The organism is Neobacillus drentensis (genome assembly GCF_021560175.1).
In the GTDB taxonomy this organism is placed as follows: domain Bacteria; phylum Bacillota; class Bacilli; order Bacillales; family Cytobacillaceae; genus Neobacillus; species Neobacillus drentensis_A.
On the sequence record NZ_CP091110.1, the window covers coordinates 3960860 to 3977632 of the forward strand.

Genomic DNA, 16773 nt, shown 5'->3' on the forward strand with positions numbered 1-16773 from the left:
TATGTCTCCTTTTTCATTCCGATATTATCTTATATCGTTAACCTAATAGAGGGATTTATTCAAAAGTTATTCCAAACCAGCTTCCTCATTTGTCAGTTTCGTTAACGCAGACCAATCAAGATTTCCCCGGCCTTTTGCAGTAGAGGACAAGAGACGATTATGGACTAAATTTGCCAGTGGCATAGGAGTCTTTGTATTGTTCGCTTCATCCAGGACAAGATTACAGTCTTTTAGACCTAGTGCCAACTGAAAACCGGCTGGTTCAAACATCTTCTTCGCAATCATTGACCCATAACCGTTATAAACGGTGCAGTTAAATAGGGTTGACGAATAAACTTCAGCCACCATCTCACGATCCATTCCATTCTTTTCAGCCAAATTAAAGGTCTCTGCCATCGCTTCCATTGCTGCCATTATCATAAAATTCCCGCCTAATTTTACCACATTAGCATTGCCAGGTTCTTCACCTAAATCAAATACACGCTGACCCAGTGCCTCTAGGACAGGCTTCACCTTTTCTTTCGCTACATGGTTCCCTGATGACAGGATCCACAATTTTTGGGCAGCGGCAGCCTCTGGACGTCCAAATACCGGAGACGCGATATAAAAACTCCCCTTTTCTTGATGGTACTGCGCTAGTTTCCTTGATGTCTCGGGTGAGACTGTACTCATCGAGAGGTGGATACCATCTGTCCCTAATCGATCCCCGATCCCATCTTGACTGTATACTAATACCTCTAGTACTTGGTCGTTGGCAACCATGGTTACAACAATTCCACCAGGGGTAATAACATCACACGGACGATTAACCTGCTCCGCACCTGCCGCAACAACCTCCGAGGCTTTACTTGCTGTCCGATTGTAAACTTTTACTTTAAAGCCTGCCTTTAATAGGTTCAATACCATTGGTTGTCCCATATTTCCAATACCAATAAAACCGACTTCTCTCATTTTAATTCCTCCTCACTGCTTTCTTATTAATGACTATTCCCTGTCTAAGATACCCATTTCCATATAAAATCAGATTCAAGATTTTCGTTTTTTGGTTTCTACCGAAAGAAAAAGCCCATTATAATAGCTTTTGAATTCATTGATTATTAAATCATTATTCTTTAGTAAACTAAGAGTATCTCGGTTCAGGCAGCACCCATCACAAATTCTTTTCCAAGCAGGTGTTAGCCACTCTTGTAATGCAGCTAGAAACCGATTTTCCATTTTAACATGTTCAAAAAACAGTAATTTTCCTTCTGGCTTACATACTCGCAGCATTTCCTTCATTGCTTGATTCGGATTTGGGATCGTGCAGAATACGAGTGTAGCTACAACTGTATCAAAAGTATTGTCTCCAAAAGGGAGCTTTTCAGCATCTGCTTTCACCAGCTCAATTTTTACAGAGGATTGTTTAAGCTTCTCTTGTGACTTGTTAATCATATAAGTACTTGGTTCGGTTGCGACTACCTTTTCAACCGATTTATATAGAGGAAAATTAATACCAGTCCCGGAACCGATTTCCAGTACATATCCATCGGCCTTAGACAAAAGTTCCTCACGAATTCTTTTAAACTTCCTTTTTTCTAGAGGACGCATAAAAAAATCATACCATTCAGCAAACCTGCGGCTCAATCTAGTCAACTCCATTATGTATGTTCTCGTTTTACACTATCACTATTCCATAAAAAGGGAAAGACCCCCTAACCCTGGAAGTGGCCATTTCTAATAGTTAAACAAGAAAAAAGCAGTGAATTCACAAATAGAATCCACTGCTTTTTAGAAGAACTGATGACGCGCCCGAAAGGAGTCGAACCCATAACCTTCTGATCCGTAGTCAGACGCTCTATCCAATTGAGCTACGGGCGCATGTAAGTGATATTTTTTTCTATTGAGAGTTCGTTCTCTCAAAACTAGATAATGTAGAAGAAATTTTGTAAAAACGAGTTATTTCGCTTTAAAACTTGTCCAGCTGCGGCTCCTAACTTCTCGGTCGTTTCGATCCGTCCCCACAAATCCAAAACCAGGATTTGCAGTGTCGGCTCTTCAACGCCTGTCGAAGTTGAACAGTCGCCTCCGCTTTTCGTTTTGGTTAAGTCCTCGATCGATTAGTATCAGTCAGCTCCACATGTCGCCACGCTTCCACCTCTGACCTATCAACCTGATCATCTTTCAGGGATCTTACTAGCTTGACGCTATGGGAAATCTCATCTTGAGGGGGGCTTCATGCTTAGATGCTTTCAGCACTTATCCCGTCCGCACATAGCTACCCAGCGATGCCTTTGGCAAGACAACTGGTACACCAGCGGTGCGTCCATCCCGGTCCTCTCGTACTAAGGACAGCTCCTCTCAAATTTCCTGCGCCCACGACGGATAGGGACCGAACTGTCTCACGACGTTCTGAACCCAGCTCGCGTACCGCTTTAATGGGCGAACAGCCCAACCCTTGGGACCGACTACAGCCCCAGGATGCGATGAGCCGACATCGAGGTGCCAAACCTCCCCGTCGATGTGGACTCTTGGGGGAGATAAGCCTGTTATCCCCGGGGTAGCTTTTATCCGTTGAGCGATGGCCCTTCCATGCGGAACCACCGGATCACTAAGCCCGACTTTCGTCCCTGCTCGACTTGTAGGTCTCGCAGTCAAGCTCCCTTGTGCCTTTACACTCTACGAATGATTTCCAACCATTCTGAGGGAACCTTTGGGCGCCTCCGTTACTCTTTAGGAGGCGACCGCCCCAGTCAAACTGCCCACCTGACACTGTCTCCCACCCCGATCAGGGGTGCGGGTTAGAATTTCAATACAGCCAGGGTAGTATCCCACCGACGCCTCCACCGAAGCTGGCGCTCCGGCTTCTCAGGCTCCTACCTATCCTGTACAAGCTGTACCAAAATTCAATATCAGGCTACAGTAAAGCTCCACGGGGTCTTTCCGTCCTGTCGCGGGTAACCTGCATCTTCACAGGTACTATAATTTCACCGAGTCTCTCGTTGAGACAGTGCCCAGATCGTTACGCCTTTCGTGCGGGTCGGAACTTACCCGACAAGGAATTTCGCTACCTTAGGACCGTTATAGTTACGGCCGCCGTTTACTGGGGCTTCGATTCAGAGCTTCGCTTTTAAGGCTAACCCCTCCTCTTAACCTTCCAGCACCGGGCAGGCGTCAGCCCCTATACTTCGCCTTGCGGCTTCGCAGAGACCTGTGTTTTTGCTAAACAGTCGCCTGGGCCTATTCACTGCGGCTCTTCGAGGCTATGAACCCCAAAGAGCACCCCTTCTCCCGAAGTTACGGGGTCATTTTGCCGAGTTCCTTAACGAGAGTTCTCTCGCTCACCTTAGGATTCTCTCCTCGCCTACCTGTGTCGGTTTGCGGTACGGGCACCTGTAATCTCGCTAGAGGCTTTTCTTGGCAGTGTGGAATCAGGAACTTCGGTACTAAATTTCCCTCGCTATCACAGCTCAGCCTTCACGAGAAACGGATTTTCCTGCTTCTCAGCCTAACTGCTTAGACGCGCATATCCAACAGCGCGCTTACCCTATCCTCCTGCGTCCCCCCATCACTCAAACGATTCTTTGGTGGTACAGGAATATCAACCTGTTGTCCATCGCCTACGCCTTTCGGCCTCGGCTTAGGTCCCGACTAACCCTGAGCGGACGAGCCTTCCTCAGGAAACCTTAGGCATTCGGTGGATGAGATTCTCACTCATCTTTCGCTACTCATACCGGCATTCTCACTTCTAAGCGCTCCACCAGTCCTTACGGTCTAGCTTCAACGCCCTTAGAACGCTCTCCTACCACTGACATCGAAGATGTCAATCCACAGCTTCGGTGATACGTTTAGCCCCGGTACATTTTCGGCGCAGAGTCACTCGACCAGTGAGCTATTACGCACTCTTTAAATGGTGGCTGCTTCTAAGCCAACATCCTGGTTGTCTAAGCAACTCCACATCCTTTTCCACTTAACGTATACTTTGGGACCTTAGCTGGTGGTCTGGGCTGTTTCCCTTTTGACTACGGATCTTATCACTCGCAGTCTGACTCCCACGGATAAGTCTTTGGCATTCGGAGTTTGTCTGAATTCGGTAACCCGATGAGGGCCCCTAGTCCAAACAGTGCTCTACCTCCAAGACTCTTACTACGTGAGGCTAGCCCTAAAGCTATTTCGGAGAGAACCAGCTATCTCCAAGTTCGATTGGAATTTCTCCGCTACCCACACCTCATCCCCGCACTTTTCAACGTGCGTGGGTTCGGGCCTCCATCCAGTGTTACCTGGACTTCACCCTGGACATGGGTAGATCACCTGGTTTCGGGTCTACGACCACATACTCATTCGCCCTATTCAGACTCGCTTTCGCTGCGGCTCCGTCTCTTCAACTTAACCTTGCATGTAATCGTAACTCGCCGGTTCATTCTACAAAAGGCACGCTATCACCCATTAACGGGCTCTAACTACTTGTAGGCACACGGTTTCAGGAACTATTTCACTCCCCTTCCGGGGTGCTTTTCACCTTTCCCTCACGGTACTGGTTCACTATCGGTCACTAGGGAGTATTTAGCCTTGGGAGATGGTCCTCCCTGCTTCCGACCGGATTTCACGTGTCCGGCCGTACTCAGGATCCACTCAGGAGGGAACGAAGTTTCAACTACAGGGCTTTTACCTTCTATGACGGGTCTTTCCAGACCGCTTCATCTACCCCGTTCCTTTGTAACTCCATGTTGAGTGTCCTACAACCCCAAGAGGCAAGCCTCTTGGTTTGGGCTAATCCCGTTTCGCTCGCCGCTACTTAGGGAATCGCGTTTGCTTTCTCTTCCTCCGGGTACTTAGATGTTTCAGTTCCCCGGGTCTGCCATCAATACCCTATGTATTCAGGTAAAGATACTGTTCCATTACGAACAGTGGGTTTCCCCATTCGGAAATCTCCGGATCAAAGCTTACTTACAGCTCCCCGAAGCATATCGGTGTTAGTCCCGTCCTTCATCGGCTCCTAGTGCCAAGGCATTCACCGTGCGCCCTTTCTAACTTAACCTAAAAGGTTTTACTCTATATTAATAGAGAGAAAAACTAAAATGGCGATTTTACTCGGTTTTTACTTGGTTTCTTCTATACGATTATCTAGTTTTCAAAGAACGAAATTTCTTGAGAGATTGTACTCTCAAAACTAAACAAACAAAAAGTGGTCAACTTCTTATCAGTCCATAAGGACTGCATTATCCTTAGAAAGGAGGTGATCCAGCCGCACCTTCCGATACGGCTACCTTGTTACGACTTCACCCCAATCATCTGTCCCACCTTAGGCGGCTGGCTCCAAAAAGGTTACCCCACCGACTTCGGGTGTTACAAACTCTCGTGGTGTGACGGGCGGTGTGTACAAGGCCCGGGAACGTATTCACCGCGGCATGCTGATCCGCGATTACTAGCGATTCCGGCTTCATGTAGGCGAGTTGCAGCCTACAATCCGAACTGAGAATGGTTTTATGGGATTGGCTAGGCCTCGCGGCTTTGCTGCCCTTTGTACCATCCATTGTAGCACGTGTGTAGCCCAGGTCATAAGGGGCATGATGATTTGACGTCATCCCCACCTTCCTCCGGTTTGTCACCGGCAGTCTCCTTAGAGTGCCCAACTGAATGCTGGCAACTAAGAACAAGGGTTGCGCTCGTTGCGGGACTTAACCCAACATCTCACGACACGAGCTGACGACAACCATGCACCACCTGTCACTCTGTCCCCCGAAGGGGAAATTCCTATCTCTAGGAGTGTCAGAGGATGTCAAGACCTGGTAAGGTTCTTCGCGTTGCTTCGAATTAAACCACATGCTCCACCGCTTGTGCGGGCCCCCGTCAATTCCTTTGAGTTTCAGCCTTGCGGCCGTACTCCCCAGGCGGAGTGCTTAATGCGTTAGCTGCAGCACTAAGGGGCGGAAACCCCCTAACACTTAGCACTCATCGTTTACGGCGTGGACTACCAGGGTATCTAATCCTGTTTGCTCCCCACGCTTTCGCGCCTCAGCGTCAGTTACAGACCAGAAAGCCGCCTTCGCCACTGGTGTTCCTCCACATCTCTACGCATTTCACCGCTACACGTGGAATTCCGCTTTCCTCTTCTGCACTCAAGTCCCCCAGTTTCCAATGACCCTCCACGGTTGAGCCGTGGGCTTTCACATCAGACTTAAAAGACCGCCTGCGCGCGCTTTACGCCCAATAATTCCGGACAACGCTTGCCACCTACGTATTACCGCGGCTGCTGGCACGTAGTTAGCCGTGGCTTTCTGGTTAGGTACCGTCAAGGTACCGGCAGTTACTCCGGTACTTGTTCTTCCCTAACAACAGAGCTTTACGACCCGAAGGCCTTCATCGCTCACGCGGCGTTGCTCCATCAGACTTTCGTCCATTGTGGAAGATTCCCTACTGCTGCCTCCCGTAGGAGTCTGGGCCGTGTCTCAGTCCCAGTGTGGCCGATCACCCTCTCAGGTCGGCTACGCATCGTCGCCTTGGTGAGCCGTTACCTCACCAACTAGCTAATGCGCCGCGGGCCCATCTGTAAGTGTCAGCCGAAACCGACTTTCAGCTTTTCCTCATGAGAGGAAAAGGATTATCCGGTATTAGCACCGGTTTCCCGGTGTTATCCCAGTCTTACAGGCAGGTTGCCCACGTGTTACTCACCCGTCCGCCGCTAATCAACAGGAGCAAGCTCCTGTTGATTCGCTCGACTTGCATGTATTAGGCACGCCGCCAGCGTTCGTCCTGAGCCAGGATCAAACTCTCCATGAAAGTTGATTAGCTCATTTTGTTACGTTGGCTTCATTTCGTAAGAAATGAATAGTATTGTTTGTTGACGTTTTTGTTTGTTTAGTTTTCAAAGAACAATGTCACCAAAAGCGACAGGAATACTATCTTATCGCATTTCTAACAATCTATCAATCATCAATTATTTCCAATTTCGATTGACGTGCTCACTCTTTTTAAAGAGCGACTTTCATATCTTAACACGTTGTGTGTTTCAGAACAATAGAAAGTTATTTCCATTTTTAATTCACTCTTTGGAAGTGCGACTTTCATATCTTAACACCATTGGTGTTCACTTACAAGAGAAAGTTTTTTCCAATTCACAAATTGGGGAAAGAAAAAGACAGAAACGTAAATTCCTGTCTTTCGCCTGGCAACGTCCTACTCTCGCAGGGACAAAGTCCCAACTACCATTGGCGCTGAGAAGCTTAACTTCCGTGTTCGGTATGGGAACGGGTGTGACCTTCTCGCCATTATTGCCAGACTATTTACTTGTTCGCTCTCATCAGAGGCGACTTTTTTATAATACCACCCATACCAAGTATAAACAACTGGTAATTTTTTTCTAAAACTAAAACTAGTTTAACTAAATTAAAAACAAAAAAAGGAACATTCCTTATTATAAGGAACATCCCCTTTGTTTATTTTAATAAAGATAGATTTAAGTATTCCGTAATCAACTTTCCTAGCCTTTGAACACCTTCGACTATTTCAGGTTGACCTTCATAACAAAATGATAGACGAAGAAACTCTGTTCCATCCTGCGGGTTTAGGAAGAAGTATTTTCCTGGAATAAAAGACACACCCTTGTTCAGGGACAGGTCTAATAGTTCGGATGTATCCATTCCAGGAATATGAACCCATACAAAGTAGCCTCCGCTTGGCATATACCAAGTAACGCATTCAGGAAAATATTTCTCCAATGAATTGATTAAGGTTTCACTTTTCTCGCGATACACTTCTTTTATCCTATTTAGCCGATCTTGAAAATCAATGTCTTCAAGAAAGGAAGCCATTGATGCCTGTGAAAATGGATGATCTAAATCTTTCTTAAACCAAGCAAAAGCTGAAATTAACGCCTGTTTACCAGCTATCCATCCTACTCGCATTCCCGGTGCAACCACCTTAGATAGTGAGCCAACATGTAAAACTCTTCCTTCCGTATCCATTGATTTTACAGGAAGCGGGCTATCTTCAAATGAAAGTTCTCCATAGGCATCGTCTTCTAAAATGAGGAAGTCATATTCATCGGCTAATTTTAATAAATGATGTCGACGTTCCGGCCCCATTGTTGTCCCTGTGGGATTTTGCGCAGTAGGTATAGTATATAAAATTCGAGGTAGGGGAAGATTTTTTTGTTTTCTTTCCCTTAGTTCTTCTTCTAATAAATTCGTTTGAAGTCCATTCTCATCTATAGGGATATTAATAATCTTTGTCGAATAGTTTCGGAATATTTCCAATGCTTCCATATAAGTTGGTGCTTCCACTGCGACAACTGATTTTTCGTCAACAAGAACACGCGCAATTAAATCAAGCGCTTGGCACGCGCCTGAAGTGATTAACAGTTCCTCTGCTTCTACCTTGATTCCACGCTCAGCTAATCTCTTTTGAATTTGCTTCTTAAGGACATCAATCCTTGGACTTCCAAGATAATGGAAAGGCAAATCCTGTTCTTCCACGATAAGTTTTGCTACAGCTTCCTTTATTTGATGGGAAGGAACAAGGGAGGGATCCGGATAGCCCGAGCTCAAGCGGATACACTCGTCCGGAAGCATAGGCATCCATTCACCCGGCGGATCGTTCTTAAGAGCCGCTTTTACGTTTTCAGAAATAAAAGACTCTATCTTCACCTTACTAAACACCTTTCACTAAAGGAGATTATTTAATTTTAAAAAATACTCCATTTTTCAGAATACTATCATCATAGCAGAATTGTACTCATATTTTAATTAATTGCCTTCAAGCTTTCTTCCCTAATCAACGACAACAATTCTTCCTTATATCCTGCAAATTCCACTGACCCTTTTATACTAAAATCCCTTGGCCTTGCCAATGCGATTGGAACCTTTTTCTTTAGACGCCCAGGTCTTGCCGTCATGACATAAACCGAATCAGCCAGAAAAATCGATTCTTCTACATCATGGGTGATAAACAAAATCGTTTTCTTTGACTCCTCCCACGCTTTTAAAAGGACTTCCTGCATGATATTTCTTGTTTGCGCATCTAGCGCACCAAACGGTTCATCCATTAAAAGGATTTTAGGATCATTCGCCAAGGCACGCGCAATGGCCACCCGCTGTTTCATACCACCAGACAATTGAATAGGATAATGTTTCTCGAATCCTTCTAACCCAATTAATTGTAGATAATGACGTGCAACGTCGTCTCGTTCCTTTTGAGAAATGCCTTGTAATTTTAAGCCAAATGTAATGTTTTCCTTTACTGATAGCCACGGATATAAGGTATAAGACTGAAACACCATCCCACGGTCAGGTCCCGGACCATTTATCTTCTGCCCATCAAGTAATACCTCTCCGGATGTAGCGTCTTCCAAGCCGGCAACGATTCGTAAAACCGTTGATTTACCGCAGCCTGATGGGCCTAAGATTGTAACAAACTCCCCTTCACTTATGGAAAAGGATGTTTTCTCTAATGCCGTCGTTTCGCCGCTTTTGGTTTTAAATACTTTACCAACTTCTTTAATTTCTAACTTTGGCGTTACCAGTTTTGGTTGAGATTTATCAAATTCTACATTTTTTGCAGCTGTTGTGACCATCTTATAAACCATCCTTTCTCATCCATGAAAATGAAGCGCGATAAATGGCTTTAAAGACCATATCTGTTAACAGCCCAAGTATACCAATAATTAAAATACCCACTATAATTTTATCTGGCTGAAGGAACCGTGAAGCCTGCATAATCATATAGCCTAATCCGCTAGAGGCCCCGACGATTTCCGCTACGACTAAATATGTCCACGCCCATCCAAATGTAATTCGAAGGGTATCGACAATCCCTGGAAGTGCAGCAGGTAAAATGACCTTGGTAAACACCTGAGCTTTTTTTGCGCCTAAGGTATAGGAAACTTCAATCAAGTCATTTTGAACATTTTTTGTCACATCCATGATCATCAGCGTTAATTGAAAAAAGGTTCCAAGGAAAATAACGCTCATTTTTTCCGGCTCTCCAAGGCCAATCCATAAAATTAATAAGGGAATAAAAGCAGAGGCTGGCATGTAACGGATAAATCCAATAATAGGTTCAAAGGCGCCTTCCATAATTTTTAACGAACCCATCAATATCCCCAGAGGGATACCAATAATCGCGGCTGCAAGAAATCCTACTAATACCCTTGTAAAACTGATTCCAATATCAGAAAGGAGATCTCCATTCACAAATAAATCAATACCGGTGGTAAGTACAGCCGTTGGTGTCGGCAAAAACAGCGGATTGACAATTCCTCCATACGTTAGGACACACCAAACGGCTAAAAATACCATAAATGTAACAAACCCTGCGGTGGAATAAAAACCTTTCGGAATCTCCCTATTAGGCGTAAACAATTTTGCCAACATTTTAATCACCCATTCTATCAATCTGTTAAAAAGCCTAACATATGAGAATCTCATATATTAGGCCTCGGTACATTTCTTATTACTGAAAGCTCGGGTTAATAACCTCTTCCGCTTTCGGTTCAGTTTTTATAATTCCTTGCTCTTTATAAAACTGAATTGCATTTTCGGTTGATTTATAAATAGAACCTTTACTGCTTTCCGTTCCGAATAGGTCTTTATTATCCTCTTTTGTAAAGAACTGCAGGCCAGATTCCGTTCCGACAAATTCTTTAGTATCAATTTTTAGACCCTTAGCCATAATTTCATCCGCTTCATCTTTATGTTCTTTCCAATAGGCCATAGCTTCACCCATTGCTTTTACGAACGCTTTGACATCATCTGGACGGTTTTTAATCACGTCTTCTTTAAAGCTAATGGTGTCAACGATGATTCCTGGAAGATCTTTTGTCGATAATAAAACCTTTCCATTTGCTTGTGAACCTTTAGACAACCAAGGCTCCCATGTGACCGCTGCATCTACTTTACCTGCGGCAAACGCTGCTCCGGCGTCACCTGCTGACATTTGAACAACTTCTACGTCTTTCTCAGTTAAACCGCCTTGCTTTAATGCGGTAAGTGCAAGCATATGGCTTGTTGAACCTACTTCAAATGCTACTTTCTTTCCTTTTAAATCTTTCACACTGTTGATGCTCTTCTTGACAAGGATTCCGTCACCACCGTGGGAATCATCTAATACCCACACCACTTGAACAGGTATCTTTGATGCAGCCAGTGTAACCTGAACATCTAATGCTGTTGCCATTCCATCAATTTTTCCACTTGCTAAAGCTTGTTTACGCTCTGCTAACCCCTCTACGATTGAAAGGTCTACATCAATCCCATTTTTCTTAAAGAAGCCCTTTTCTTTTGCCAAAAATAACGGACCATAGCCCGTCCAAGTCGGCAGTGTTACCTTTAAAGGTTCGGATGATTTCTTTCCATCGGCACTGCTGGATGCTGCGTCTTTCCCGCAAGCTGCTAGCGCAAATAACAACATTAGTGTACAAATTAACCCTAACCACTTTTTCATCTAAATTTCCCCCTATTAATTCTGTATATTAGTGTGAAACGACTAACATTTCTGTTCCTATTTTATCGGCCTGACTGACAGCCTTTATGACCATATCGGGTGTCACCTCAAACGGCATATTTGCCATATCTTCAATCGTCACTGTAATTTCACCTAGTGCTATCCATTGGTCAGCTGTTAATCCGTTGATCCCCATTTGCTGCAAGGTGTAAGGCAAACCAACTTGTTGGTAATAGTGAATTAACGTTTTTATCTCTTCCTTATTCGTACCTTCCATACATAACTGCGCTAAAATCCCAAAAGCGACAATCTCACCATGATAGGTATGGTGAATATCCGGGAAGATCGTTAATCCCGAGTAAATTGCATGAGCTGCGGCTGTCCGGCAATCATCCCCTCCATAGCCGCTTACACTTCCGCTGACTAATATAATCGCATCAATGATGTCATTAAGTTCAATCGTTGCTTTTTGTGCATTCAAGGAACTGACTGCTTTTTCACCTTTTTGGATTAAGCATTCATATAACTGGCCAGCTATTGCAATTGCTGTTTGATTAATTGCGTTAGGCACTGCTTTTTTGATGGAACACTTGGTTTCGAACCATTTTGCTAATGTATCCCCAATCCCGGCAACTAAATAACGGACCGGTGCTGACAGAATGATATTTGTATCGACTAAGACCAGTTCTGGCACTTTTGAATTCCTACCAATTTCCAGAAATTCTCCTTCGTCACTATAGAGAATACAAATTGGTGTTGCTGCGGCACAGGTAGCGGCAATTGTAGGGATAGCCACTAACGGCTTGTTCAGTTGGAAGGCTGCGGCTTTAGCGGTATCTAGTGCCTTTCCTCCACCAGCCGCAATGATCACGTCAAAGGTTTCATTCTCTAATTGCTCTACCAATCTATCAATATTGGTTTGTGAAGATTCTCCCCCAAACCATAATGAATGTTTCAATGTCACCCCGTTCTCGGATAAGCTTTGCCGGAGCGGCCCATCGATAACCTTGCGGCTTAGATTGCCTCCGACCAGAACAGCGGTTGTTCCAAACCTTTTTATGTATAAACCAGCATCTGATAATAAACCTGAATTTCTGTGATATTGTCCGGGCCCCACCGTAACAAACACATCGATCACCCTCTAAATTATTGTATATTTATTAATAATATTCTATTAATATAAATGCATGTCTAATTTATGTCAATATATTATAAAAATATTCTAAATCTTATTTTTATTCCATTACAATAGTCAATTAAAGTAATCCAGAGAAAATTTTATCAAAAAATTATTATTCAAATACTTTTTTCTGTTGATCATATTCATTGTTAACAGATAAAAAAAGAACAGACCCATAAAATCGGAATCTGTTCTTTTGCATTAATTGATTAGCTTTAACGCCTCATCTATCGGAATCTCACCCGAAACGAGATCAAACGCTTTATAAAACGTATTCCCTTCTTCTAATGAGGCGATAATGGTTTTCGCTACATCCTCACGAGAAATGGTCCCGCTGCTAATATTCTCTGCCACTGATATAGTTCCAGTACCTGAGGTGTCCAATAGACCGCCAGGGCGGATGATTGTATAGGTTAAATTACTTTGTTCAAGCATTTTGTCGGCATAATACTTTGCAGCATAATACGGCTTGATCGCTTGATTCCAGTTTTCTCTTTTATGTGCTTGAAGAGCACTGACCATGATAAATCGTTTAATTTTTGCTTTTTCGGCAGCTTCGATCGTTTTAACTGCACCATCTAAGTCGACTAAAAGCGTCTTATCTGCTCCGGTATGACCGCCAGAACCCGCCGTAAAGACAATCGCATCACACCCATTAGCCCGATTCGCAATTTCCTCGACACTATCTTCCAAATTAGCGATTGCTGTTTCCACTCCTAAAGTTTGCAATACACGCGCTTGCTCCTCTTTTCGAATCATTGCTTTAACTGTATATTTATTCGAATCTGATAATAATTGAACGAGGTGTTTTCCGATTTTCCCGTTGGCACCAACTACAAAAATCTTCATTTGTACTAACCCCTCATGATTAATTTATCCTCTATTGAAACTATTCAATATCACATTTTACCTTTCTTTACTTTTTACGATTTTTCTGCCGTAATATCGTTATATGGGAGAATCAGTTTTTTTACTTTTTCAAAGCTCATTGAGCTAATTTCCTCCATCAGTCGTGGGATGGACTGTTCAGGATACCCATAATCACGAAGTAATTTTTCCATTTTTTCATTTTGTTCCATGAGTTGACTCCTTCCATAAATGCTTACCAAATAAATTGTAGTAAATTCAATTAGCCAAAAATACGCCGAGATCGATAGCTAAATTCATACCTTCAAAAAACAAAAAGGCTTTTTGTTATTTCCCCTTTTTTGGTCTTTACTAACGTATTTACCTATTATTTTTTATACCTTACGAATTTAACCTTTCAAGTTCATTAAAAACGGCTTCATAGTCTTCTCTTTTATCTGCTTTAAATGAAGTGTTTAAATAGGTTATGACTCCAGCTTTATTTACAACAAATACGGAACGGATTGCAGTCTCCCCTTTTTCGTTAAACACTTGGTAGTTTTTTACGGTTTGTTTATGCCAATCTGAAAGCAGTGGATATGGAAGTGTGCCCATGCTTGCGGCAAAGACCCGGTGCGAATGAATATGATCGACACTGATTGGTAAAACCTCAGACTCCGTTTGTTCAAATCGTTTATAATCCTCTTTCCAAGAGGCTATTTCTTTTATTCAGCCTGGAGTAAAATCCATTCCATAAAAGGCAACTACAATATTCTTCTTACCGCGGTAGTCCGATAAAGAAATCTGCTCCTTTGTTGTAGCCGGCAGTGAAAAGTCCGGAGCCATTTCTCCAACTTTCAAAAATTCCTGCATTCAAAATTCTCCTTTCTTAGGTTAAAATGAAATAGCATTAACTCCTTATGTATGCTTTCCATAATGGCTGGAATTAGACTATTAAGCTCTAAATACGATACTAACTTTTTACATTACTTACATAACCAGCCTTATAAAACGTTTCCATTTATCCTAAAATAAATTTTTTTAAAATATCTTTCCTTATTGGAATAAAACTTATTTTCCGAAAATTGAATCTATGGTATAGTCAAATAAACCAAAAAGATGGAGTGAGAAAAGTGAAATTACAAGTACAACGTGCCTACAATTTTAATGCCGGCCCTTCCGCATTACCTCTTTCAGTATTAGAGAAAGCTCAAGCAGAATTAATCGATTTCCGTGGTACAGGAATGTCAGTAATGGAACTCAGCCACCGAAGCCGCCCGTATGAAGAGGTACATAATCAAGCGATAAGCAGCTTACGCGACCTATTGGCGATCCCTGATACCCATGAAGTTCTATTTCTTCAAGGCGGAGCCAGCCTTCAATTTTCAATGATTCCGATGAATTTTTTACAGCCAGGGAAAAAAGCAAGTTATGTTATGACGGGTTCTTGGTCAGAAAAGGCCTTCTCAGAAGCTAAATTATTTGGCGATGTTTACCAAGCAGCTTCAACAAAAGACGGAAAATACCGCAGCATCCCAAAACTTAATGAATTACAGTACGATCAGGAAGATGCTTATGTGCATATTACCTCCAATAATACGATTTATGGGACACAATGGAAGGACTTCCCTGATACTGGAAGTGTACCTCTGATTGCGGACATGTCGAGCGATATCCTTTCTAAGCCGATCGATGTCAGCAAGTTTGCCCTAATTTATGCGGGTGCGCAAAAGAACCTGGGTCCTTCAGGTGTAACAGTTGTGATTATTCGCAAAGATTTGCTGGAGCGTGCGAATACGAACATCCCGACAATGTTAAAGTATACTACTCATGCGAAAAATAATTCCTTGTATAATACGCCGCCAACCTTTGGTATTTACATGCTTGGAGAAGTTCTTAACTGGGCACGTGATTTAGGTGGTCTTGAGACAATTGCTAAGCGAAATGAAGAAAAAGCAAACTACATCTACTCAGTTATTGACAATAGTAATGGTTTTTACATTGGCCATGCGGACAAGGACAGCCGTTCACTAATGAACCTTACCTTTAACTTAAAAACTCCTGAATTGGAGAAGAAATTCTTAGAGCTGGCGAAACAAGAAGGCTTTGTAGGAGTGAATGGGCATCGTTCTATTGGTGGATGCCGCGTTTCGTCCTACAATGCGGTTCCGATTGAAGCTTGCCAAGCTTTCAGCGAATTTATGACTAAATTTCAAAAAGAAAATAACTAAAAAAAATCACCCTCTTCATGTTTAGAGGGTGATTTTTTTTAGAAGGTTTATTTGCCATCAACGATTTCTTTAAAAATCTCATAAGAACGTTTTTGTTTTTCTTCATCAAAGATATAAGATACAGCCATAATTTCATCGACGTGGTATCTATCTTGAAAATTCGTTAATTGTTGACGGATGGTTTCCTTGCTTCCCAACAACGTGACACTCGACATAGAAGAAGCCATTTCTTTTTCCATCGGACTCCATAGCTCATCTATATTTTCGACAGGAGGACGTAATGGATTTTGTGTCCCGCGGACTACATTAAGGAAGAATTGCTCCTTGGTTGTTGACAGCCATTTCGCTTCCTCATCTGTTTCAGCTGCAATCACATTTAAGCAAACCATCATATATGGTTTCTCCAAAAACTCGGACGGTTGGAATCGTTCCCGATAAATCGATATTGCCTCTTCCATGAATCTTGGAGCAAAATGGGAGGCGAATACATAAGGTAAACCCAAACTTGCTGCCAAATAAGCAGAATCCGTTGAGGACCCGAGAATATAAATCGGAATATTGATCCCGACCCCAGGATATGCTTTGACGTAACTTTGTTGCTCGAGTGGTCCGAAATAGGTAAGCAATGATTGTACATCCTCAGGAAAGGTGTAAACAGAATCATTTTTCGAACGCCTTAAAGCACTTGCTGTCATCATATCGGTTCCGGGAGCTCGGCCAAGGCCCAGATCGACACGGTTTGGAAACATTGTCGCCATTGTACCGAATTGTTCGGCCACTACAAGCGGTGCATGGTTTGGAAGCATGATTCCACCAGACCCTACTCGAATATGGTTAGTATGTTCTAAGGTATGTTGGATTAAAATTGATGTCGCTGAACTGACTAGTGTGGAAGTATTATGATGCTCTGCAATCCAATAGCGTTGATAGCCCATGTCTTCTACAGCTTGGGCAAGGTCGACCATTGCCTCAATCGCTTGTTTGGAGTCCTGACCCTCGCGGATGGGGGCAAGATTCAGCACTGAAACAGGTATATGAATGGTTCCCATGGTAAATTTCCTTTCATTTTCAAGATTTACTACTATAGTAACAATTGAGATA

General features: G+C 43.2%; 12 protein-coding genes, 1 tRNA gene and 3 rRNA genes. 1 reads left to right on the plus strand and 15 read right to left on the minus strand.

Going from position 1 to position 16773, the window contains the following annotated elements; translation table 11 throughout:
- Positions 1-66 precede the first annotated feature (66 nt).
- The 14 genes from L1999_RS18465 to L1999_RS18530 form a co-directional block, all read right to left on the minus strand.
- Positions 67-951 (minus strand): NAD(P)-dependent oxidoreductase, encoded by an 885-nt coding sequence (locus L1999_RS18465; RefSeq protein WP_235739903.1) that lies wholly within the window; start codon positions 949-951, stop codon positions 67-69.
- A gap of 75 nt (positions 952-1026) precedes the next feature.
- Positions 1027-1623 carry a class I SAM-dependent methyltransferase gene (locus L1999_RS18470; RefSeq protein WP_235739904.1) on the minus strand — a complete coding sequence of 199 codons (597 nt, stop codon included), beginning with the start codon at positions 1621-1623 and terminating at the stop codon, positions 1027-1029.
- 160 nt (positions 1624-1783) lie between these two features.
- Positions 1784-1857, minus strand: a tRNA-Arg gene (locus L1999_RS18475).
- A 219-nt stretch (positions 1858-2076) separates the two neighbouring features.
- A 23S ribosomal RNA gene (locus L1999_RS18480) occupies positions 2077-5014 on the minus strand.
- A 191-nt stretch (positions 5015-5205) separates the two neighbouring features.
- Positions 5206-6756: ribosomal RNA gene (locus L1999_RS18485) — 16S ribosomal RNA — on the minus strand.
- Between the two features lie 383 nt (positions 6757-7139).
- Positions 7140-7255 (minus strand): 5S ribosomal RNA (rrf, locus tag L1999_RS18490).
- Together the 16S, 23S and 5S rRNA genes with 1 tRNA gene alongside form the textbook arrangement of a ribosomal RNA operon.
- A gap of 157 nt (positions 7256-7412) precedes the next feature.
- A complete protein-coding gene (locus L1999_RS18495) occupies positions 7413-8621 on the minus strand; it encodes an aminotransferase-like domain-containing protein (protein ID WP_235739905.1) in 1209 nt (402 codons plus the stop codon).
- A 95-nt stretch (positions 8622-8716) separates the two neighbouring features.
- The gene (locus L1999_RS18500) at positions 8717-9547 is read right to left on the minus strand and encodes an ABC transporter ATP-binding protein (RefSeq protein ID WP_235744393.1); all 831 of its coding nucleotides are present in this window, start codon (positions 9545-9547) and stop codon (positions 8717-8719) included.
- Between the two features lies 1 nt (position 9548).
- Complete coding sequence (locus L1999_RS18505; RefSeq protein ID WP_235739906.1) at positions 9549-10346, minus strand: ABC transporter permease; 798 nt, start codon at positions 10344-10346, stop codon at positions 9549-9551.
- 79 nt (positions 10347-10425) lie between these two features.
- Positions 10426-11415, minus strand: coding sequence for an ABC transporter substrate-binding protein (locus L1999_RS18510; protein WP_235739907.1), 990 nt, complete (start codon positions 11413-11415; stop codon positions 10426-10428).
- A 28-nt stretch (positions 11416-11443) separates the two neighbouring features.
- Positions 11444-12544 carry an iron-containing alcohol dehydrogenase family protein gene (locus tag L1999_RS18515; protein WP_235739908.1) on the minus strand — a complete coding sequence of 367 codons (1101 nt, stop codon included), beginning with the start codon at positions 12542-12544 and terminating at the stop codon, positions 11444-11446.
- Positions 12545-12796: 252 nt separating this feature from the next.
- On the minus strand, positions 12797-13444 hold the full coding sequence (locus tag L1999_RS18520) for an SDR family oxidoreductase (RefSeq protein WP_235739909.1): 648 nt from the start codon (positions 13442-13444) through the stop codon (positions 12797-12799).
- 74 nt (positions 13445-13518) lie between these two features.
- The gene (locus tag L1999_RS18525) at positions 13519-13674 is read right to left on the minus strand and encodes a hypothetical protein (RefSeq protein WP_235739910.1); all 156 of its coding nucleotides are present in this window, start codon (positions 13672-13674) and stop codon (positions 13519-13521) included.
- A 169-nt stretch (positions 13675-13843) separates the two neighbouring features.
- Positions 13844-14314: a redoxin domain-containing protein gene (locus L1999_RS18530; RefSeq protein ID WP_345790859.1), complete on the minus strand. Its 471-nt coding sequence runs from the start codon at positions 14312-14314 to the stop codon at positions 13844-13846.
- 260 nt (positions 14315-14574) lie between these two features.
- Between L1999_RS18530 and serC the strand changes: the two genes are divergently transcribed.
- The gene (gene serC, locus L1999_RS18535) at positions 14575-15672 is read left to right on the plus strand and encodes a 3-phosphoserine/phosphohydroxythreonine transaminase (RefSeq protein ID WP_235739911.1); all 1098 of its coding nucleotides are present in this window, start codon (positions 14575-14577) and stop codon (positions 15670-15672) included.
- 47 nt (positions 15673-15719) lie between these two features.
- On the opposite strand, the gene L1999_RS18540 is transcribed toward serC, so the two are convergent.
- Complete coding sequence (locus L1999_RS18540) at positions 15720-16721, minus strand: LLM class flavin-dependent oxidoreductase (protein WP_235739912.1); 1002 nt, start codon at positions 16719-16721, stop codon at positions 15720-15722.
- Positions 16722-16773: the final 52 nt, after the last annotated feature.